Source organism: Paenibacillus nanchangensis, assembly GCF_046543445.1.
GTDB classification, from domain to species: domain Bacteria; phylum Bacillota; class Bacilli; order Paenibacillales; family Paenibacillaceae; genus Paenibacillus_AQ; species Paenibacillus_AQ nanchangensis.
The window spans coordinates 58512-78715 of record NZ_JBHOFD010000010.1 but is presented as its reverse complement, the minus strand read 5'-3'; the positions used below and the strand labels follow the sequence as shown (position 1 = coordinate 78715).

The 20204-nt window shown below is 57.3% G+C and carries 18 protein-coding genes; 3 read left to right on the top strand and 15 right to left on the bottom strand.

What is annotated here, in order from left to right; genetic code table 11:
• The first annotated feature begins 453 nt into the window (after positions 1 to 453).
• A complete protein-coding gene (locus ACE6ED_RS09570) occupies positions 454 to 1581 on the top strand; it encodes a hypothetical protein (protein WP_410826888.1) in 1128 nt (375 codons plus the stop codon).
• Here ACE6ED_RS09570 and ACE6ED_RS09565 read toward each other — a convergent pair whose 3' ends face one another.
• Both ACE6ED_RS09565 and ACE6ED_RS09560 read right to left on the bottom strand, forming a co-directional pair.
• Positions 1582 to 2721, bottom strand: a complete 1140-nt coding sequence (locus ACE6ED_RS09565; RefSeq protein ID WP_410826887.1) for an extracellular solute-binding protein — start codon at positions 2719 to 2721, stop codon at positions 1582 to 1584.
• Positions 2722 to 3092: 371 nt separating this feature from the next.
• Complete coding sequence (locus tag ACE6ED_RS09560; RefSeq protein WP_410826886.1) at positions 3093 to 4424, bottom strand: PhoH family protein; 1332 nt, start codon at positions 4422 to 4424, stop codon at positions 3093 to 3095.
• 172 nt (positions 4425 to 4596) lie between these two features.
• On the opposite strand from ACE6ED_RS09560, the gene ACE6ED_RS09555 reads away from it, so the two are divergent.
• The gene (locus ACE6ED_RS09555; protein WP_410826885.1) at positions 4597 to 5154 is read left to right on the top strand and encodes a YhcN/YlaJ family sporulation lipoprotein; all 558 of its coding nucleotides are present in this window, start codon (positions 4597 to 4599) and stop codon (positions 5152 to 5154) included.
• Positions 5155 to 5219: 65 nt separating this feature from the next.
• On the opposite strand, the gene ACE6ED_RS09550 is transcribed toward ACE6ED_RS09555, so the two are convergent.
• The 12 genes from ACE6ED_RS09550 to ACE6ED_RS09495 all read right to left on the bottom strand — a co-directional run bounded on the left by ACE6ED_RS09550 (position 5220) and on the right by ACE6ED_RS09495 (position 16371).
• The gene (locus ACE6ED_RS09550; protein WP_410826884.1) at positions 5220 to 5672 is read right to left on the bottom strand and encodes a pyridoxamine 5'-phosphate oxidase family protein; all 453 of its coding nucleotides are present in this window, start codon (positions 5670 to 5672) and stop codon (positions 5220 to 5222) included.
• A 94-nt stretch (positions 5673 to 5766) separates the two neighbouring features.
• On the bottom strand, positions 5767 to 6867 hold the full coding sequence (locus ACE6ED_RS09545) for an LCP family protein (RefSeq protein ID WP_410826883.1): 1101 nt from the start codon (positions 6865 to 6867) through the stop codon (positions 5767 to 5769).
• A gap of 213 nt (positions 6868 to 7080) precedes the next feature.
• Entirely contained in the window at positions 7081 to 7383 is a 303-nt protein-coding gene (locus ACE6ED_RS09540; RefSeq protein ID WP_410826882.1) for a YlaH-like family protein, read from the bottom strand.
• A gap of 252 nt (positions 7384 to 7635) precedes the next feature.
• Positions 7636 to 9477: a translational GTPase TypA gene (gene typA, locus ACE6ED_RS09535; protein WP_410826881.1), complete on the bottom strand. Its 1842-nt coding sequence runs from the start codon at positions 9475 to 9477 to the stop codon at positions 7636 to 7638.
• Positions 9478 to 9795: 318 nt separating this feature from the next.
• Positions 9796 to 10308: a hypothetical protein gene (locus tag ACE6ED_RS09530; RefSeq protein ID WP_410826880.1), complete on the bottom strand. Its 513-nt coding sequence runs from the start codon at positions 10306 to 10308 to the stop codon at positions 9796 to 9798.
• Between the two features lie 471 nt (positions 10309 to 10779).
• The gene (locus tag ACE6ED_RS09525) at positions 10780 to 11436 is read right to left on the bottom strand and encodes a TerC family protein (RefSeq protein WP_410826879.1); all 657 of its coding nucleotides are present in this window, start codon (positions 11434 to 11436) and stop codon (positions 10780 to 10782) included.
• Between the two features lie 67 nt (positions 11437 to 11503).
• Positions 11504 to 12730, bottom strand: a complete 1227-nt coding sequence (gene thiI, locus ACE6ED_RS09520; protein ID WP_410826990.1) for a tRNA uracil 4-sulfurtransferase ThiI — start codon at positions 12728 to 12730, stop codon at positions 11504 to 11506.
• A gap of 74 nt (positions 12731 to 12804) precedes the next feature.
• A complete protein-coding gene (locus ACE6ED_RS09515; RefSeq protein ID WP_410826878.1) occupies positions 12805 to 13962 on the bottom strand; it encodes a cysteine desulfurase family protein in 1158 nt (385 codons plus the stop codon).
• A 165-nt stretch (positions 13963 to 14127) separates the two neighbouring features.
• Positions 14128 to 14874, bottom strand: a complete 747-nt coding sequence (locus tag ACE6ED_RS09510; RefSeq protein WP_410826877.1) for a lytic transglycosylase domain-containing protein — start codon at positions 14872 to 14874, stop codon at positions 14128 to 14130.
• A 177-nt stretch (positions 14875 to 15051) separates the two neighbouring features.
• The gene (locus tag ACE6ED_RS09505) at positions 15052 to 15486 is read right to left on the bottom strand and encodes a hypothetical protein (protein ID WP_410826876.1); all 435 of its coding nucleotides are present in this window, start codon (positions 15484 to 15486) and stop codon (positions 15052 to 15054) included.
• Between the two features lie 6 nt (positions 15487 to 15492).
• Positions 15493 to 15729, bottom strand: a complete 237-nt coding sequence (locus tag ACE6ED_RS09500; protein ID WP_410826875.1) for a DUF1540 domain-containing protein — start codon at positions 15727 to 15729, stop codon at positions 15493 to 15495.
• Positions 15730 to 15876: 147 nt separating this feature from the next.
• Positions 15877 to 16371, bottom strand: a complete 495-nt coding sequence (locus ACE6ED_RS09495; RefSeq protein WP_410826874.1) for a YpuI family protein — start codon at positions 16369 to 16371, stop codon at positions 15877 to 15879.
• Positions 16372 to 16620: 249 nt separating this feature from the next.
• Here ACE6ED_RS09495 and ACE6ED_RS09490 point away from each other — a divergent pair, with 249 nt between their 5' ends.
• Positions 16621 to 18501, top strand: coding sequence for a S8 family peptidase (locus ACE6ED_RS09490; RefSeq protein ID WP_410826873.1), 1881 nt, complete (start codon positions 16621 to 16623; stop codon positions 18499 to 18501).
• Between the two features lie 67 nt (positions 18502 to 18568).
• Here ACE6ED_RS09490 and ACE6ED_RS09485 read toward each other — a convergent pair whose 3' ends face one another.
• Entirely contained in the window at positions 18569 to 20125 is a 1557-nt protein-coding gene (locus ACE6ED_RS09485) for an aminotransferase-like domain-containing protein (protein WP_410826872.1), read from the bottom strand.
• Positions 20126 to 20204 lie beyond the last annotated feature (79 nt).

Here is a 20204-nt window from a genome sequence, read left to right as displayed (position 1 = left end):
TATCTTTGGAGTTCTACGTCCTATCCAGACTGAATTCTAGAATTACAGGAGGCGGGGATGGCACGGAGGGAATTTAGAGATGGAGGAGCGAACGCGTTTGCCTTTATTTTCGGAGTTCTCCCGCTAACTTAAATACCAATCAAGAACTCCGAAAATAACAGCAACCGGAAGTCCCAAATTCGCCGCAGTGCCAGCCCCGCCCCACCTGTATGCCATTCATTCAGTCTACACTGAGCATTGTTGAACTCCGAAAATAACAAGCCAGCTCCGCTTCACATGTCCCACTTAAGCCCAGTCTATGTAACAAAGAGAGTTTTTCCCTGTCTTAGAATTTTGGGGCTAGGTGCGCGGCCCAAAAAGGGGTATGATATTTTATTGGGAGCTGACATATCATTACATAGACATATAACGGTGCCGAAGCTATCATTTCAACCCACAAAGGAGGCGATGCACATGCTCTCCGTAAGACGGACGCTGGCCAAACTGCTGCTCCCGTTATGCTGTCTGCCGCTGCTGCTGCCGCAAGCCGCGGCGATATCCGCCGGGCCGGGCACACATGCTCCCCCTCTGTCCGCACCAGGTGTACCCGACGACGAACAAACGCGCGCGCTGCTTCAAAAAAGCCTTTCCGTCGCCGAACTTGAACGCGATATCGCAAGAATTGCCGCCGACCAGGACCGGCTGGAGCTGCAGATTGCCGATTTACAAGAGGAAGCGGAACGAAAACAGGTGTCGATCGAGCAAAAACAGGAGAAAGCCGGCGAAATTTTGCGGGCTTATTATATGGGGGAACGGGACGGGCTTGTCGTGGCCATGCTGACCTCCAGGAATTGGCGGCAGCTGTTGGCGCTGTTCGAATATTACGAGCTTACCGCCGGAAGAGAACAGGAAGAATTAAAGGCTTTTGCCGCCGATTACCGCGATCTGCAGAAGACGCTGGGCGCAGCGCAGCGGGGGGCCGAGGAGCTTGCCGCGCTCCGGACCGCACTGGAAGAACAGCGGCTGCGCGTAGCCCGGCTGGATGAAGAGATTAAGACGGATACCGCGGACAGCGGGGACCCCGAGAGTCTTCAGTCCCTGCTGGAAGAATTTACGCGTTACTGGGAGACCATCGGACTGCACGAGGTAAAAACCTATTTTAAAGCCTTGTCCTCTGCCATGAATTCCCTTCCGTCTTTTGTGCAAAATACCGAAGGGCTGCTCACCCGCAAAGGCGGTTCCTATCACCTTGCGCTGCGGGAGGATGATCTAAATGCGTTCCTCCGGTCGCAGAACAAGCTGTTCCAGGATTTTGGCTTCCATTTTCAGGACGGTTCGGTCAGCGCCACCGGCAAAAGCGGCAATCTTACCCTCACCCTTCAGGGGCATTATACCATTCAGGACAAACCGGTTAACGGACTTATTTTTCATGTAGACCGCATTGTCTTTAACGGCCTGGACCTGCCCGATACAACCCGCACCGAGCTGGAAAACGAATTTGATCTTGGTTTTTATCCCGAAAAAATTGTGAAGATGCTGCGCGCGACGGAGGTCGAGAGCGCGGACGGCGTATTGCGCGTGAAGCTTTCGTTGTCCTTCTAGCTAAAAAGAAGAGGCCGGCTGTGCGACCCTTTCCTGGGTCCACAAGCCGGCCTCTTTGCCGTAACCGGCAGTGTCGAGCTTGCCGGTGAGAAATGCGGTAACCGCCGCGGCGAGGCGGCTCCAATGCAGGCCGGCCGCCTGCGGAAGCGCCGCTTCTTCGAGCAGCTGGGACGGCTGAAGCGGCGACAGGCCGGAGGCATCCAGCTGCGGCGTCCGGTACATTTCATCCAGTGCCGGCAGCCTGCCGGTCTGCTCCCGCCATTCGCGCTGTACCGCCGCGGAGGTCATATGCGTGACCCAGGCCACAGCCTCTTCCGGACTGGAGGATTGCGCGGATAAGGCGAAGCAGCGGCTCTGCAGCGCTTGCGGAGCGGAGCCTGCGGACAGCGCGGAAGCAGCAAGGCCGCTGCTGGAGTGTCCACTCCATACGGACAATGGTACAATCGCGGCAGCTACTTCTCCGGTGTGAAGCCGCTCCCATAATTCAGGCCGGTCCGAGGCCGAATAATACATGCGGCTGCGTGCGCCGCGGATCCAGTCCAGCAGCGCCGGATCCGCTTCCGCCAAGCCGCTCCCCAAGCTCTCGAGCAGCGCGCCCATTCCGTATGGACTGCGGGGATCGATGGAGAGCATGTATTTTCCCTGCTTCCCCGCGGCCGCCAAAAGCTGCTGCCATTCTTCCCGGCTGCCCGGAGGTCCGCCTATACCCAGTTCCCGCAGCCGCTCAGGCGCGTACACGATCACCATTGGATCGATATCGAGCGGCACGCCCCAACCATATCCGTTCCACTGCACCTGAGACAGCAGACGGGGGAGCGGCGTGTCGCCCGGAACACTCTGGTAGATGTCCACCGGGAGGAGATAACCTCCCGACGCCAGCTCCAACACCCGGTTTCCGTCCGTCATGACGATATCGGGGCTGTCCCCGGCAGTCAGGTCAGTCATCAGTCCCTGCCTGGGCTCCTCCGGCTCCCGGTTGCGAAGCTCCACCTTGATCCCGCTGGACTCCGCGTAACGGCTGCTGATCGACTCCAGCACAGCAAATTCCCGCTCAGGCAGGGAAACACTGATGCGGATCATCCGCTCCCTGCCTTCCGTATTGGTGGAGGGGCGGTCCGACATCCGCTGCGGTGTCCGCATCGAATATAATTCCTGATCCGTATCCAAACGGATCGAAGGCGACAATCCGGTCAGCGCCAGCAGCAGAATCGCAAACAGCGCCCAATAATTTTTGCGTTTCAGGCTGTTCCCCTCCCCCGGTCATTTTCACTTGGTTCCCCCATTTTACCAGAACCTGTACAGGTTTGTCTGCGTTTCGAAACGTGTTCCTTCTATATAATAGTAGAAAAAACTTACGTGGTTTGTAAGCTGGCGTTATACAGTCTGCCCAGCGTTTCTGGCTGAGCGAGCTGCCGGAACAAAAAAACGCCGGGCGCTTAAGTTCGCCCGGCGATTATTTGAAGTTATTTCATTTGCCATGTCCGGCATGCACAGCACTGCCGGCCAAAGCACTACAGCAGATCGGCGGCGAGCTGGGCCAGCTTGGAGCGCTCCCCTTTTTCAAGCGTGATATGTCCGCCAATCCCCTGCTGCTTAAACTGCTCGACGATATAGCTGAGCCCGTTGCTTGCGGCGTCCAGATACGGGTGGTCGATCTGTTCCGGATCGCCCATGAGGATGACCTTGCTTCCTTCCCCGGCGCGGGAGACAATCGTCTTCACCTCATGCCGCGACAGATTCTGCGCCTCGTCGATAATGATAAACTGGCCGAGGATCGACCGCCCGCGGATGTAAGTGAGCGCTTCGACCTGGATGCTGCCGAGGCCCATCAATATTTTGTCGATGTCGCCAGCTTTTTTTGTATCAAACAAAAACTCCAGGTTGTCGTAAATTGGCTGCATCCACGGCCGCAGCTTTTCGTCCTTTTCGCCCGGCAGGTAGCCGATATCCTTACCCATCGGTACGACGGGCCTTGCGATCAGCAGTTTTTTGTACCGGTGTTCATCCTCCACCTTCATCAGACCGGCCGCCAAAGCAAGCAGCGTTTTGCCCGTACCGGCCTTGCCCGTGATGGTCACAAGCGGAATTTCGTCGTTCAGCAGCAGCTCCAGCGCCATCCGCTGCTGGGCGTTGCGGGCCGTGATACCCCAGACCGGCTCGTTGCTCAAATACAGCGGCTCCAGCCGGGCGGCCTCCCCGTTTACTTTCAGCAGCGCCGACTTGCCGGTGCCGATTTCGTCTTTCAAAATGATGAACTCATGCGGATAAACCGGATAATCCAGCCCCAGCTGGCTGACCTGCAGCGAACGGTTGCTGTAATATTCGTCAATCAGCGAAGGATGAACCCTCAGCGACTGGCAGCCCGAGTACAGTTCATCGGGGTCCGCCGTCCGGCCGGACAAGTAATCCTGAGGCGTGATGCCGAGGACATCCGCTTTCACCCGGACCAGCACATCTTTGCTGACCAGCACAACCGGTCTCGGGGACGCTTTTTCATTCTCCTCGTTCAAATAATTCAGGGCAACCGCCAGGATCCGGTTATCGTTGGATTCCTCGCCGAACATTTCCTGGACTTTAACGAAGCTGCGGTGGTTTAGTTCGACCTTAAGGGTTCCTCCATGCTCCAGCTTCACTCCGCTGTGCAGGTGACCAAGCGAGCGAAGGCCATCCAGCAGCCGGGACACGGATCGCGCATTGCGGCCGATTTCATCAGCGTTGCGTTTCTTGGAGTCAATTTCCTCGAGGACGATTGCCGGTATGATCACTTCATTCTCCTTGAACGCAAAAATCGAATTGGGGTCGTGCAGCAGCACATTGGTATCAAGTACAAAGATCTTGTTCATCGAATCCCCTCCACAGCGCCTCATTTTGATGGATCATACATAATTCATACGGCCGGCGGCCACACTACAAATGCTTCGTCCCACACGGATGGAATTCATTGAAATGGAAGTGGCATGAGCCTTTCAACCATCGCAGCTGCGAATTTCACGGCTAATAAAGGAGCGATTCTCTATGAAAAAATCCATAACACTGCTGCTGGCGATGCTGCTGCTGTCCAGCTGCGGCGCTGCCAGAAACGCCTCCCCGTCTCCCAACCAGCCAGCCGGCCAGCCGGCGGGTGTGGAGACCCGGCAGGACACAGGGCGGGTGCGGCCGCTGGCAAACGATGGCGGCAATGCTGCGAATAACGGTGCCGGAGATACAAGCGACAATGCTGCGCTGCGCGATCATCTGGAGCAGCTTGCCGCAAGGGTTCCCGGCGTAAACGGCGTCAACTGCGTGGTTCTTGGGCGCACAGCTGTCGTCGGCATCGACGTTGATTCGAATCTCGACCGGGCCCGTGTCGGCACGATCAAATACACCGTAGCCGAAGCGCTGCGTGAAGACCCGAACGGCGCCCGCGCCCTGGTAACCGCGGACGCTGACCTGAACGGCCGCCTGGCGGACATGCGGCGCCACATCGATGAGGGCCATCCGGTCTCCGGCTTCGCCTCCGAGCTGGCCGACATTATCGGCCGGTTGATTCCCCAGCTTCCCGATGATATGGGAAGACAAAACGAACGCCGCTGATCCCGGCGGGCTTACCCCTCCGTCAAACTTCGCCATAAAGCGCAAAAAAGCCCAGTGAATAGTCACTAGGCTTTTTTCATGGCGTCAAACACTTGTCCATCAAGTTTCTCGGCCGCACGTACATCATACACCTTGGCGTACCGCGGAGCGGCTTCCAGCTGGGCCCCGTAAAAAAGCGCATTACGGACCGCTTCGACGCCGACATCGAAACAGCACATGTTAAAGGGCACGCCCGCAAGCGGGTCCTGGCGCACCTCGGCTCGGCCGTTGATCGCGAACACCGTCCCTTCGCCAAAAACCGTAATCGTAACCAGCGGATTCGATTTCATGTTCCGGACCAGACGGGAACGGTGGTCGACCGCAAGCCGGATTACCGCAGGGCTGACCGCGTACACCCAGGAAATGGCCGTTGACGTTGGCCCGCCGGTCTCGGCATCCACCGTGTTCAGGAGGACAAACGTTTCGGATTGGAGCATCTGGCGCAAGGATTCAGTGAGCTGTGCTACGGCTTCGGACATCAGTGCTAGCCCCCTTAATGTTGCAAAAATGCTTTCAATTTTATTGTATTATAGCATATCCGTGAACTTGCATTCAATTTTGTCCGGCTGGCAGTCAGGGTGCTGCCGTCCCCCCGGCAAGCCGGTTCTTAAGCGCCTGCTTCGCACGGTCCAGCTCGGATTCGTTCAAGTATACGTACGGGCTGCGCCAGCTGCCGGTGACCGGAACAAATTCGACATCTTCCTTGGAGATGTTCCAGTACTTTGCGATCATGTCCTTCAGCTGCGCGTTCTCAATATCGGTCAGCATGTTATTGTCAACCGCATCCAGGATGTCCCCCATTTTGGACAAGCCGTCAAAAGACTGGAGTTTGCCAATCAAGGAATGCAGCACCTCGCTTTGCCGCCGGTTCCGGTCAAAATCGTCCGAAGCGGCCGTACGCGGCTTACAGTTGGATTTGCGGTAACGGACATAATCGAGCGCTTTATCGCCGTCCAGCTCCGCCGGTCCTTTTTTGAGATTGATGTTGGTGCCGTCCGCTGTGTCTTTGTAACACATATCGGCGCTGACGTTGACCGATACGCCGCCCAGCTCGTCCACAACCTCGCGGAAGGCCTGGAAATCCAGCACGACGGTGTAATCGATCGGCACGCCGAGATAGGTGCCCAGCATTTTTTTCATCGCGTCTTCGGCCTTGCTGTTGCCCGCCTCCTTCTCCTGAGCTTTGAAGGCGCCGTAATAGGCGTTGATCTTGCGCGTCTTGTAGCCGTCAAGGTCGAAGTAGGTGTCCCGGGGAAGCGAGACGATAGTCGCCGATTTGGTGTCCGGATTCAGCGAGGCGACCATAATGACGTCCGTCAGGTAGGATTGGTGTTTCGGCCGGCTGTCTGTTCCGAGCAGCAGCACGGTCAGCGGCTTAACCTTGGCCGATTGCCCCGGAGGCACCGGTTTGTCGATTCCGGTATCGAGGATGCCTTGATCCAGCTTGTAATACAAAAATGCGCCGTATCCCAATCCTCCCAGCACCGCCAGCAGGAGCAGAATCAGGAACATGCGGAGAACCCGCCGTCCCGCCGTCAGCTTTTTCTTCTTTTTTGTACGTTTCGGATTTGCAGGTTTTCTTGCTACAGTGCCCGGCTGGGGTTTGCCTGCTGTCTGCTTGCCCGCCGGTTGTCCGTTTTTTCTGGGCGGAAGTCCGCCGTTGGATGAACTCATGTTAAACTACACCTTTTTCTTTAGCATTTAATTTTCACATATAAAAGCGCAAAAAGACCTCCGCCGGAAGTCGGCAGCGGCCCCTCTCGCTAATGTATAGACGATGTTTGCGGCAAAAAGTTGCGGCTTTCGCGCCGGAAGCAGCTCCGTTCCGGTCTGCCGGACGGCCGCATTACGAAACCTCAAACGGCTTAGCCCGGCGGCCGTGCCTGCTTAAGAGGTACGTTTGGCGGAGGCAGCGGCTTTACGCTTTTGCCTTGCTTCGGCGAAATGCCTTACTCGCACAAGCAGCATCAGGCCAACAGCCACAAGCAGACACTGAATAATCGGCAGCTTGTCATGCTGAAAAATGAGCAGCATGCCTGAGCCGAGCGCCATCATAATATACAGGGCAATCTCTTTGCCGATCGGCAGCCTCTCGTGGTTGGCCCGGAACACCTTATTATATACGTAAGTGATTAGAACAAAAATAACGATATACGCGACCACGGGATGGTCGGCAAACCAGCGCTGCAAGGCGTCCACTCCTTCCCTTTTGGCGAAAACTTCACAATCTGTTCATATTATACCATCCCGTCAGCCAAATAGGATACTGCAATATAGACAGAACATAAGAAGGAGCGGCGGAGCGAAGCTGCCATTCAATATACTTTCAGACCCATGGCTTGTCAGTTGCAAAAAAGCGGACCGCCCCATGATCGGGCAGTCCGCCGTGTTAACCGGAGCAGCCGCTCCGGTTATATTCAGGAACAAGAGCGAATAAGGAGATTAGGAATTGGCCTCTGCCATTTTGCGGTGCTTCTCGGCACGTTCCCGCTCACTCTTATTCAGGATTTTTTTGCGCAGACGAACGGACTTCGGTGTAATTTCGCAGTATTCGTCGTCATTCAGGTACTCGAGCGCCTGCTCCAGGGAGAAGAGACGCGGCGTCTTCAGCTTGACGGTCTCATCTTTTGTGGCGGAGCGCACGTTGGTCAGCGCCTTTTCTTTACAGATGTTGACGACGATGTCGTTGTCGCGCGTATGCTCGCCTACGATCATGCCTTCGTAAATTTCCGTACCCGGCTCGAGGAACAAAATCCCCCGGTCTTCCACGCCCATCATGCCGTAGAAGGTGGACACGCCGGTTTCGGTCGAAACCAGCACGCCTTGATGGCGGCCGCCGACCTGCTCGCGGATCAGCGGAGCATAGCTGTCGAACGCATGGTTCATTACGCCATAACCGCGCGTCAGCGTCAGGAAATACGTGTTGTATCCGATCAGGCCGCGTGCCGGAATCAGGAACTCCAGACGGACTTGTCCGGTACCGTTGTTGATCATATTGACCATTTCGGCTTTGCGTGTGCCCAGACTTTCCATCACCGCGCCCATGCTCTCTTCCGGAATGTCGATCATCAGGCGTTCAACCGGCTCCATTTTCACGCCGTCGATTTCCTTGACGATAACCTCCGGTTTGGATACCTGCATCTCGTAGCCTTCACGCCGCATGTTCTCGATCAGGATGCCGAGGTGAAGCTCGCCGCGTCCGGACACGATAAATGCGTCAGGGCTGTCGGTTTCCTGCACGCGCAGCGATACGTCCGTCTCCAGCTCTTTGAAGAGACGCTCGCGGAGCTTACGGGAGGTAACCCATTTGCCTTCCTTGCCCGCAAACGGGCTGTTGTTGACGAGGAATGTCATTTGCATGGTCGGCTCGTCAATTTTCAGCACAGGCAGCGCTTCAGGATTTTGCGGATCGGCGATGGTCTCTCCAATGTTGATATCCTTGATGCCCGCGATGGCGATAATATCGCCCGCACCGGCCTGTTCTATCTCGACACGTTTCAGTCCTTGGAAACCGAACAGCTTCTCAATCCGCGCCGATTTGTTTTTGCCTTCACGCGTAATGACCGTAACCGGCTGGCCTTGACGGATAATGCCGCGGTTCACACGTCCGATGGCAATCCTGCCCAGGTATTCATTGTAGTCCATCAGCGTTACGAGGAACTGCAGCGGCTCTTCGACATTTTCAGTCGGCGCCGGAATATGCTCTACAATCGTTTCATACAAAGCCAGCATGTTGTCGTCCTGTTTCTCGGCGTCAAGGCTCGACGTGCCGTTCAGCGCGGAGGCGTATACCACCGGGAATTCCAGCTGCTCGTCATTGGCTTCCAGCTCGATGAACAGGTCAAGCACTTCGTCGATAACTTCCGCCGGGCGTGCAGCCGGACGGTCGATTTTGTTCACAACTACAATCGGAGTCAACTTCTGTTCCAGCGCTTTGCGCAGCACGAATTTCGTCTGCGGCATGCAGCCTTCATAGGCGTCAACCACCAGCAATACGCCGTCTACCATCTTCATAATCCGTTCCACTTCGCCGCCGAAGTCGGCGTGTCCCGGCGTATCGACAATGTTGATCAGGAAATCTTTATAGGTAATGGCCGTATTTTTGGCCAGAATCGTAATGCCGCGTTCCCGCTCCAGGTCGTTCGAGTCCATCGCCCGTTCCTGTACTGTCTCGTGTTCCCGGAAAATACCCGACTGCTGCAGCAACTGGTCAACCAGCGTTGTTTTGCCATGGTCAACGTGGGCGATGATCGCGATGTTGCGGATCTGTTCTCTTGATTGCATGATTTGTATCCAAATCCTTTCATTTATCAAATTCAAAACATTGAAATTTTGAGTATATTCCGGCGTTGTCACAAAACAACCCCACAAAGTGGGGTTCAGCCACGAAGCGGATGTGAAGCTTGAGCGGCAAATCCTTAGTCAGCCTATCAGACAGATCAAGAAAAGCACCGGTAAAACGGTGCCCGCAGACGGACTGCCGCAAGAGCTGTTCCCCGCAGCAGTCCCAAAAGAAGCGCCGGGCGGAAAGCCGACGCTTCAACATATCAACAATTTTATAATGAAAGCTCTATGAAAAGCAAGTCTTTTCAGAAAAAGAGCTTACCAGCCCCGGTTCCATTTTCCACCGCTGCGCGCGGTTCCTTTTCCGGCGACCATCCATATCCCTGCAATGACGAGCAAAATCCCCACTACATACATAATTCCGCTGCCAGCCAAGGTGAAGAACAGCAGCACAATGGAGATCACGCCAAGGATAGCGCCCCCTGCCGTTACCCCGGGCACCCGGCGGGAAGAAAACATTCCGTATTCATACACGCCGGCCGCGATGCCAAGGAGCAGCATCGGCCACAGCAGTTTCATCAAATCCCAGCCCCAGACGTTGCAGATTCCAAACAGCAAGCCGTACACCGTCAAAATACCTGCGGGCACCAGCGCGCTCGCCGGCAGCCGGCGGCCAAAAAACAACGCATGCAGGATCAGACCCGGCACCAGCAGCACGAGCGGCCATAGCGTCCGGCCCAAAAACCCGAATACGCCAAGCTTGCCCAGCAGGATCACGATACCGGCGGCTGCAATCAAGAGGCCGAGCTTCACATCGTTTTTGGAAGACATCCGTACCACCCGTCCCTTCAACGTTTAAATGTTCGTGTCATTTCTCCGGCCCCGTTATGATTGCACCGGGCTGGAGTTCTCTTCCTATTTTAGCCGAAAAAACGACAAAACACCACTTGGAGCCATATTTTCACCGAAAAGCCGCAAATTAGCCAGCTAAAGCGGCGTTATGACCCGTAAATCGGTTGTGCGCAGCTGCTGCTTTTGCTGACTGCTCCATTGTATGGCGCCAAAACTCCACGCAAAAAACAGCGGCAGGCGGGCTCTCCCCTTGTCCTGCCGCTGTACTCTATTGCTGCCTTATGCAAAGCGGCTCGCCGGGCAGCCTTACGCTTCCGCAGCACAAAGTGTGCGGGCGTAGCTTCGGGCAGGTCCGCTCCGGCGGCTCGCTTCGGCCGCGCCGTGTCCGCTGCGCGGCTTTCGCCTCTGCGCGGCTTTCGCCTCCGCAGCGGAAACATCAGCGGCCGCAGGTTACCGCGCCGCTGTACGGCGGCGCATCCCGCCCGCCGCAAGCACCGCCACGCCAAGCACAAGCGGCAGAACCGTGTGCAGCGTCGGGAGCGCGTAAGCCAGAATCGGCCCAAGCTTCGCGTCTTCAAGCAGCATTTTACCGCCCGTAAAGGCCAAAATATACGCTCCGATATACACAAGCACCGGAAAACGGTGCAGCCAGCCAACGATAATTCCGCTGCCCCAGACCACGATCGGAATGCTGATGGCGATGCCGATAACCACCAGCATCATGTCACCGTTCGCCAGGCCCGCAATCGCCAGCACATTGTCCAGACTCATGATGAAATCAGCGGTCAAAATCAGGCGGATCGCCCGCCACACCGACGAGACTTCCTCCACCCGCATGTCCTCTTCGCGCTCAGCCAGCAGCTGGTAAGCGATAAAAAGCAGCATCAGTCCGCCGCCCGCCTGCAAATACGGAATTTTCAGCAGCAGCACGGCCGCAAAGGTCAGCAGGCAGCGCAAAATCACCGCACCCGCCGACCCCCACCATACCGCCCGCCTGCGCTGCCGTTCGGGCAAATCCTTGCTGGCCATCGCGATTACCATCGCGTTGTCTCCGCTCAGTACCAGGTTGATCATTAAGATTTCGCCAAGCAGCCAAATCGATTCCATAAGCTCCCCTCCCCGGACTCCTCGTAACTACATGTATGTCCAGGGAGAACAAGCTATGCCCGTTTCCTTAAAACCAGTCCTCTTTGATTCCCGCGGCGCCTGCCTGAACTTCGGAAGGCTGCTCGTTACCGTAAGGCGTAATGACAACCGTCTCCGTCGTTTCGACGGCTTTCGTAATCCGCTCGGCCAGCCCCGGCAGCGTCGCCTCAATTTTTTCCACAATCCGCAGATTCGGGTTGGTTGTCGGCGATTTCGGCACAAACAGCGTGCAGCAGTCTTCAAAAGGCAAAATCGACAGCTCGTACGTACCGATCGTCTGCGCCATCTCGATGATGCTTTGCTTGTCCGACATCACCAGCGGGCGCAATATTGGCAGCTGTGTTGCTCTGCCGATAACGTTCATGCTCGGAAGCGTCTGGCTGGCCACCTGGCCCAGGCTGTCGCCGGTAACAATGGCAAGCGCGCCTTCCTGCTCCGCCAGCCGGGTGGCAATCTTCAGCATGGAGCGCCGCATCAACGTAATGATCAAATTGTCCTGGCCAATGCCGGTAAAGGCAGTCTGCACGTCCGTGAACGGCACGAGATGCAGCCGGATCGATCCGCAGTACCGGGACAGCACCCGGGCCAGATCAACCACTTTTTGCCTAGCCTGCGGGCTGGTGTAGGGATAGCTGTAAAAATGCACGCACTCCAGTTCAAGGCCCCGGCGCATGGCGGACCACCCGGCAACCGGGCTGTCGATGCCGCCGGAGAGCAGCAGCATCGCTTTCCCATTAGTACCAAGCGGAAACCCGCCGACCGCCGGAAAGCTGTCGCAAAAAATATAGGTTTCCCGCTCCCGGATTTCCACTTTGAGCTCCAGCTCCGGCTGCCGCACGTCAACGGACAAGCCGGGGTTTGCCTTCAGCACCGGCCCTGACACAAGCCGGTTCATCTCCTGCGAGCCATGCGGGAACTCCTTCCACACCCGGCGGCAGTCCACCTTGAAGGTCGTGCCGGCGGACGGGGACGCGGATTCCATAAACCGCAGCGCGGTTGCAATAATGGCTTCCAGTTCGGATGGCGAAGTCCGGACAGGGCTGATTGAAACGATGCCAAACACATTTTTTAACGTCTCCAGCAGCGGAGCCGCAGGTTCCCCGCCAAGACGCACGTACAGGCGCCCGTATTCCCGGATCAGCTCCGCTTTCGGGTACGGCTCAAGCAGTGCTTTGACCTGGCGGAGAATGGTTTTTTCAAACCGGGTGCGGTTTTTGCCCTTCAGCGTAAACTCGCCGAAGCGCAAGAGCAGCATATCCGCCTGCTCTAAACGGCCGTAAGCCGCGTCATCCGGCAGCTTCGTCCGGCGGGGGACAGGGTGATCTATAGTCATGAACGGTTCAGGCCTCCTTGAATCGATTTCAATGAATGTACCGCTTCGGCAATGGCCTCTATAAGCTTATCCACGTCCGCTTCAGTATGCGTATCGCCAAAGCTGATGCGAATGCCGCCGAGCGCCTCCGGAACACTCCGGTCCATGGCCAGCAGTACGCGGCTTGGCTCGGCATGCCGGGAGGAACAAGCCGACCGGGTCGATACCAGCATGCCGAGCTGCTCCAGCTTCCGGGCAAACACTTCGCCGCTCATGCCCGGGTAAGAAAAATGCACGATATGCGGCGCGCCGTCATGCCGGCTGTTGACCGTCAGCTCGGGGACGCCTTCCAGGAACCGGATCAGCCGGTCCCGCAGCGGGGTAACCCCGCGCACAAAGGTTTCCCGACGCTCCTCCGCAAGCCGGATGGCTTTGGCGGAGGCTGCAATAGCGGGAACGTTTTCGGTGCCGGCCCGCATGCCGTTCTCGTGGCTGCCGCCGCTGAGCAGCGGGAACAGCCGGACGCCTTCCCGTTTGTACAAAATGCCGGCGCCCCGGGGGCCGCGCAGCTTATGCGGCGACAGGCTGTACAGATCGGCCTGCCAGTTCCCGAGCCGGACCGGCAGCTTCCCGAAGCCCTGCACGCCGTCGACATGGAACAGCGTAAGCCGGTTGGCCTTTTTGATCCGGACGCCGATTTCCCCGACGGGCTGGACGGCCCCGGTTTCGTTGTTGACATGCATGACACTGACCAGCACGGTGTCCTTGCGCATAGCGGCTTCCACCGCAGCGGGATCAATCTTCCCGTCTTCACCGGGACGCAGGAAGGTCACCTCCCAGCCAAGCGACTGCAGCTGCTTGCAGGTTTCGTAGACGGACGGGTGCTCGATCTCCGTCGTAATAAGATGTCTGCCCCGGTCCTTGTATTGAAGCGCGGCGCCTTTAATCGCCAGGTTGTTGCTCTCCGTCGCTCCGGAAGTAAAAAACACTTCCGGGGAGCTGGCGCCCATTGCGGCGGCGCAAACTTCCCGGGCACGCCGGATGACTTCGGCGGCTTCCGCGCCGGCCTGATGCAGCGAAGAAGGATTCGCGTATATGCGCTGCATAATCTGTTCCATCGTCCGCACCACCTCATCGTAAGGCGGCGCGGCGGCGGCGTAATCCCAATAAAGCATCCTGATATTCTCCTTCGCCTGCTTGTTTGGATAACGTAAAAGAACCGTGCACTGGAAGGGGTCTCCCGGCACGGTCCGTACGGAAGTTCGTGATAAGGACAAGAAAGGACCAAACGAATTCCCGCGCGGGCAGCTCCCGCCGGACAATTCATTTGATCCTATATATTATAACGCGTATTTGGCGCGAGCGCGCTCGATTTTGCCGATATAAGCCTGGGTTTCTTCCGGAAGCCGTTCCAGCTGCTGCATTAATTCTTCATCGCTGCTTACACCAAGCTTCAAAACACGGCCCGGTCCGGCGTTGTATGCCGCAAGCGCCATATTCTCTTCGCCGTCAAAGCGCTTAAGCTGGTAGGACAAATACCGTACGCCGCCGTCTATGCTTTGGGCCGGATCAAACGGATCCGATACGCCGAGTCCCGCCGCCGTTCCGTCCATCAGCTGCATCAGGCCTTTGGCGCCAGCCGACGACACCACATTTGGATTAAAAGAGGATTCCGTATCAATTACCGCTTTGATTAAATCGGTCGGAACGCCATATTTGGCGCTTGCCGCCGCAATCAAATCGTCATAATCGGTCGGTTTGCTTGGTCCCGAGCCTTCCGATCCGGCTGCCGGTGCGGCCGCCTCAAAGGTTCTTGCCGTCTCGGTCTCTCCAGCGGCGCCGATCGTCATCCACAGCAGCTGCGGATCGTCTAGATCCGGGAGCGGTGCCGTTCTGGCGGTTTCGTTCGCAGATGCGGTAGCAGCTGCGGCTTGTCCGGCCAGCATGGCCGAAAATTCGGCAGAACCGCCGTCATCCTTCTGCTTTGGCTTTTGCGCGTTATGTGCACGGGTCTCCGCCGTCACGCCCTTCAAATTGATCCATTTCAGTTGGCCAGCGGAATAGCTTACGGCCGGATTAACTGTCATACTGACGCATTCCCTCTTCCTGCGATCATGCTGGGATATAGATCCTCCCTTTATATTACAGTTTAAACGACAGAATGACCAGATGATTCGACAAGAAAACAGACTTCAGTCCCTGAAAATTAGGTCCTGAAGCCTGTTTGAAAGCTCGTTAACGTGGATTCCTTGTTCGCATTTCGCTTAACGTGCGAATGGAATCATCAGCAGCTGGCTGACGGCGGACAGCAGTCCAAGGCCGATCGACCAGGCGCCCAGTGTCTTCTGCCCTTGGCTGTAGGCATAAAACCCGATAACCGCAGCGGCCGGGCCCAGCAGCAGCGAGAACATGAACAGGGAAGCGATACCAAGGCCAAGGCCGATATATCCGGCCGTCTTTGAGCCGGATGCGGTTTTTGATCCGGCTGCAGAGCCTGCTCCCTGCTGATCTTGTGCTTCTTGCGACCGCTGCGGCTCAGGCCGGCTGGTTACAGGCATAGGCGCTACCTCGGCGGCATACTCCTCGCGGTGCGGCTCCCGTTCGATCCGCGGATAATCGACGCGGCGCGGGCGCAGGTATACCGTTTTGCTTTTGCGGTCGCTGCGGCCGTTTGCGGACGATTTGTTGTCACGGTCCATAGCGGTTTACGCCTCCCCCGTCTTTGGCTTAAAGGTAAGGCAGCAGGTAGCGGAGGAGGTGCTGGCTAAGTCGTGATGGTCGCCCTTCAGGGTCATGTCTTCGGCATACTCTTCCATATGCCGGCTGCGGACGTGCTTGTCGATCTCAATAATGATTTCTTCGGCGCGGCATACGTTTTGTTCTCCCCAATAATGACAGTTGCTGACACTGCAGTTTACATATGTTTTCGCCTCTGTCGGCATGGTTATCACCTCGGGAGTCATTATGCCCGCGCGCCGGTTCCCCTATGCTGCATCCAGCCTGCCAGTATGTTGAAGCCAGACGTTTAGTCCCAACATTTGCACAAAAAAAGAACCGGCTGTTTCAGCCGGCCCTTCTGGCGCTTCCCGTTACACCTGATTCTGCATCCGGCGTTCGGTTAAATAGTCGCTCTCATAATAGGTCAAATCGTCGCGAAGCTCCTCATAGACCTTCGTGATCTCCAGGATGATATCCCGCGCCGGACGGACCGGCTTCTTACGGAACCGGATTGCGTCTTGACCCGTGTACGCGTATCTTCCGTCCTCGGAATAACTTTCGTTCTTCGGGTAGAAGAAATTGTTGACGCCGTAGTGATACACGTTATAAAGCGCCTTGTGGGCGAAAGATTCGTCAAATGTCGCACGGCGGAGCGCTACCCCGAGCTTCTCATAGGACATTTCCGAGAAGACAAGCAAATGGCGCAGGTCCGACAGGAAGCCCTGGTAAAAATGCGTCATTTCCTCGTCCTGCTCCGTGGCCAACTGCGGAAGCGCATGTTGATTCAGGAACAACTCCATTTTATCAATGGCGATTTTCAGCTTTTCTCTCGTCGTTTCACACAATTTCTGCAAATTGGCTGGCATGGCGGCTGCTCCCCCTTATTCATCCTTGCATGGTGGTGGTGTTCACTGATCGTTCACTCAAGTCATACATTTGTCAAAAAATCGTTTTCATGTACTATCCTATCACAGATTTCCCGCCGGCGGTATCCCTTTTGTTGGACATTCCGCCCCTGCCCCGGACCAGCCGTAGCTTCCTCCAAGTTAACGTGCATAAAACACTGCGGCTCATCCCAACCTACGAACATTACATTCGACTGGAGGCTGGGCATTATGTTCGGAAAAAAGCTGGCGATCGGAGCGATGGCGGTGATTGCCCTCGCAGCGGGTGTGCTGATCCGGTCCTCGCGTCCCCCCGCTCCGGAGGCGGCTCCGGAAGCGGCAGTGCCGGCTCCGCCGCAGGAAACCCGGCTGAAGCAGGCGTCGCTCAGCCGCGACCTGGAGGCCACAAGCAGGCTATGCCGGCTTGATGCGGACAGGGATTTGACGGCGCTGCTGAACCAGAGCGGGGACCGCAAGCGGCTTGCCGCCGGCTCGGAAGCGCTGCTGCGCTCCCACCGGCATATCGCTCTTTTGCAGTGGTATGATCTTGGAGGCCGGCAGGACAAGCTATACAAACCCCGCATCCCCAGCGGCGGCGAACGGGAGCTGCAGCTGATGCGGTCTTACCTGTCAGCTGGCCGCAAGGCCGCTTCGGCGGGCCGGGCTTATGAATCGCCATCCTTTTCCATCGGCGGGCGGCAGTATTTCGTGATGGCCCGTGCCTCGGAGAACCGGAAATTCGGCACCGTGGCACTGTTTAGCCAAAGAGTGCTGGAACGGGTATCGGATCATCAGCGAAAAAATTTGCGGCTTGTGCCTTATCCGAAGGAAGGCAGCTACCGGATGGAATCGGTCCACGCGGATACGCTGCGGGAGCTGACCGTCCGTACCGGACATGACAACGAACAGGCCAGCCATTATTACGAAAACGAAATCGTCGTCCGGTTCCGGAATAACGCCCCGTCGGCTGGCGAATTACAGCGCATCGCCGGCGACATCCAATGCGGGACACCGCGCAAGCTTGGATACGCGTATATTTTTAAATCCCGGAAGATGCGGTACCCTGAACTGAAACAATATTTCGCGGACCGCTGGAATCCGGCCTACATGGAACCTCACTATATTTACTTAACCAATGAAACTGAAGGTGAACAAGCGATTCCCGCCGCTCCGAACGACCGTTTCTTCGCCGAATACCAATGGAACTTGCCGGCCATTGAAACGGAACGCGGGTGGAGCCTGACCCGGGGCAGCAAAGAGGTCATCATCGCCGTCGTGGACACCGGGGTTCAGGCCGACCATCCCGATCTTAGAGGCCAGCTGCTGACAGGCTATAATGCGGTCGGCGGGGGCAAAGCCGAGCCGTTTGACGATGTTGGCCACGGCACCCATGTTGCCGGGGTAATCGGAGCGCTGGTGAACAATGCCGAGGGCGTTGCAGGCATCAGCTGGTACAATAAAATTTTGCCGGTCAAGGCGCTTGACGCCACGGGCGTCGGCACCACTTACACCGTTGCGGAAGGCATTATTTGGGCAACGGACCACGGCGCCAAGGTAATCAACTTAAGCCTTGGCAATTACGCCGATTCTGATTTTTTGCATGACGCTATCCGCTATGCTTACGACCGCGATGTCGTGCTTGTGTCCGCCGCCGGGAATGACAATACCGAACGGCCGGGTTTTCCGGCCGCTTATCCCGAAGTATTCGCCGTTGCGGCCACAAATGCCTCCGGTGAAAAAGCGTCGTTCTCCAACTACGGCGATTACATCGACGTAGCCGCGCCGGGCGAAGCAATCGCCAGCACCTATCCGGACAACCAGTACGCCGCTTTGTCGGGCACTTCGATGGCCAGCCCGCATGTCTCCGCATTGGCCGGGCTGATCCGTTCGCTAAACCCCGAGCTGACCAATACCGAGGTGATGGAGCTGATGCGCGGCAGCACGGTCGATCTCGGAGATCCCGGACATGATCCCTACTTCGGCTGGGGCCAAATCGATATTTACCGCGCGCTGCAGGCCGCGGGCGGCGGCGATACCCCGCTGCAGCTGTACCCGCAGCATGTCGCGGAACGAATGGAGAACCTGCGGCTGCAATTAAACAAAAACAAATAATTACTTCTGCCCCTTCCGCTTCTGTGAGGGGGCTTTTTTATGGCCGTTTAGCCTTATGCACCGGTGTTTACGTTCTACCGTTCACTTCCTCAAGCTCCGCGTCTAGCGCCCGCAGGAACACTTGCAGTCCGCACTCGAGGTCTTCTTCCGTTGTGCGGGCATAGCAGATCCGCACATGCTGCTGGCCGCCTTCGCCGGCAAAGCAGACCGCGCCCGGCAGGAAGGACACGCCTTCCTGTTCGGTCCGGCGGGCGAGCCGCGGGATGCTGCATCCGCGCGGCAGCTCCAGCCACAGGTTCAGCCCGCCGCCTGGGAGCAGCCAGCGCAGCCCTTCGGGAGCCTGCAGCTTAAGCAGGGAGGCTGCCTTGTCTCGGCGGCGGCGCAGCGCCGTCCGCAGCCGTGCGGCATGGGCTTCGTATTCCCCGGCGATAAACGGCAGGAGCGCCCGCTGGGTGAGCAGCGGACTGCCAAGATCGGTCGCTGATTTGGCGGCGATCAGCCGGGCGAGGATGTCCCTTCCGGCTGCTACGGCGGCGAGCCGGGAACCGGGAGCCAGCACTTTGCTGAAGCTTTTCATGTATACCACCGTGCCCTCATCGTCGAGCGACTTGATGGGCGGAGGCGGAGGATTGTCAAAAAATAAATCGCTGAACGGATCGTCTTCGACAATCAGACAGCGGTAGCTTCGGGCCAAATCCAGCAGCTGCCGCCTTCTGGCCAGACTAAGCGTCAGTCCGCTCGGATTCTGGAATGTCGGTACGGTATAAATCAGCTTCGGCGGCCTGTCGTCGCACATTCGCGTCAGCGCATCAAGCTTCATTCCTTCCCCGTCCATCGGAACCGTGATAATGTCGGCACCCCGTCCGGCCAGCACGTCAATTGCTCCCGTATAGCTTGGGCCTTCCACATAGACCGCATCTCCCGGACCAACAAACGTCCTTGCTACAAGATCAATGCCCTGCTGCGCGCCGCTTGTGATCAGGAGTTCTTCGGGCGGCGTATGAATTCCCCGTTTTGCCAGATGTGTGCTCATAACCGCCCGGAGCTCGGCGTCGCCTTGAAAATTCCCGTAATCCGCCATCAGCTCCGGGTGCTCCAGCACAAGCGAGGCCATATGCCGCCCAATAGCGCCAAGCGGCAGCAAATCGGCATGGATCGCCGCCACATGGAACGGGCAGCGCATCGAGGAGGAATTAAAATGATGCCACAGCTGGGCGCGCGGCAGATAGTCGGGGAGCTCTCTGCCATGCCGCCCGTCCGTCTTCCCGCCTTTCAAGGTGTCCGGCACCCGGCCTTGTCCCCCGTCCGCTCCCCTGCCAGCCTTCTTGCCGCTTTCCGCTCCGCCTGCTGCCGCTCCACCCCTCAGCTTCATCCCCAGAGAGGCCTCCGTTTCCCGGACATAACAGCCTTTTCCGTGCAGGCATTCGATGAGTCCGCGCCGTTCCAGCTCGCCGTACGCTTTGCTGACCGTCATCTGGCTGACGCCGAGCGTCACGGCCAGCCGCCGGACCGAGGCAAGCCGGCTTCCCGGCGCCAGCAGCCCCGATTCGATCCGGTGCCCAATCGTGTCTCCGATTTGTTTGGGCAGACTTTTGCTTCCTCCCCGCGTCAGATCGATATGCATGTTCCGGCAGCCTCCTTCCCTCTCCAACTGTTATCATCGTGCCTTTACTGTTATACGCTTCTGCCGCTATGATACCATC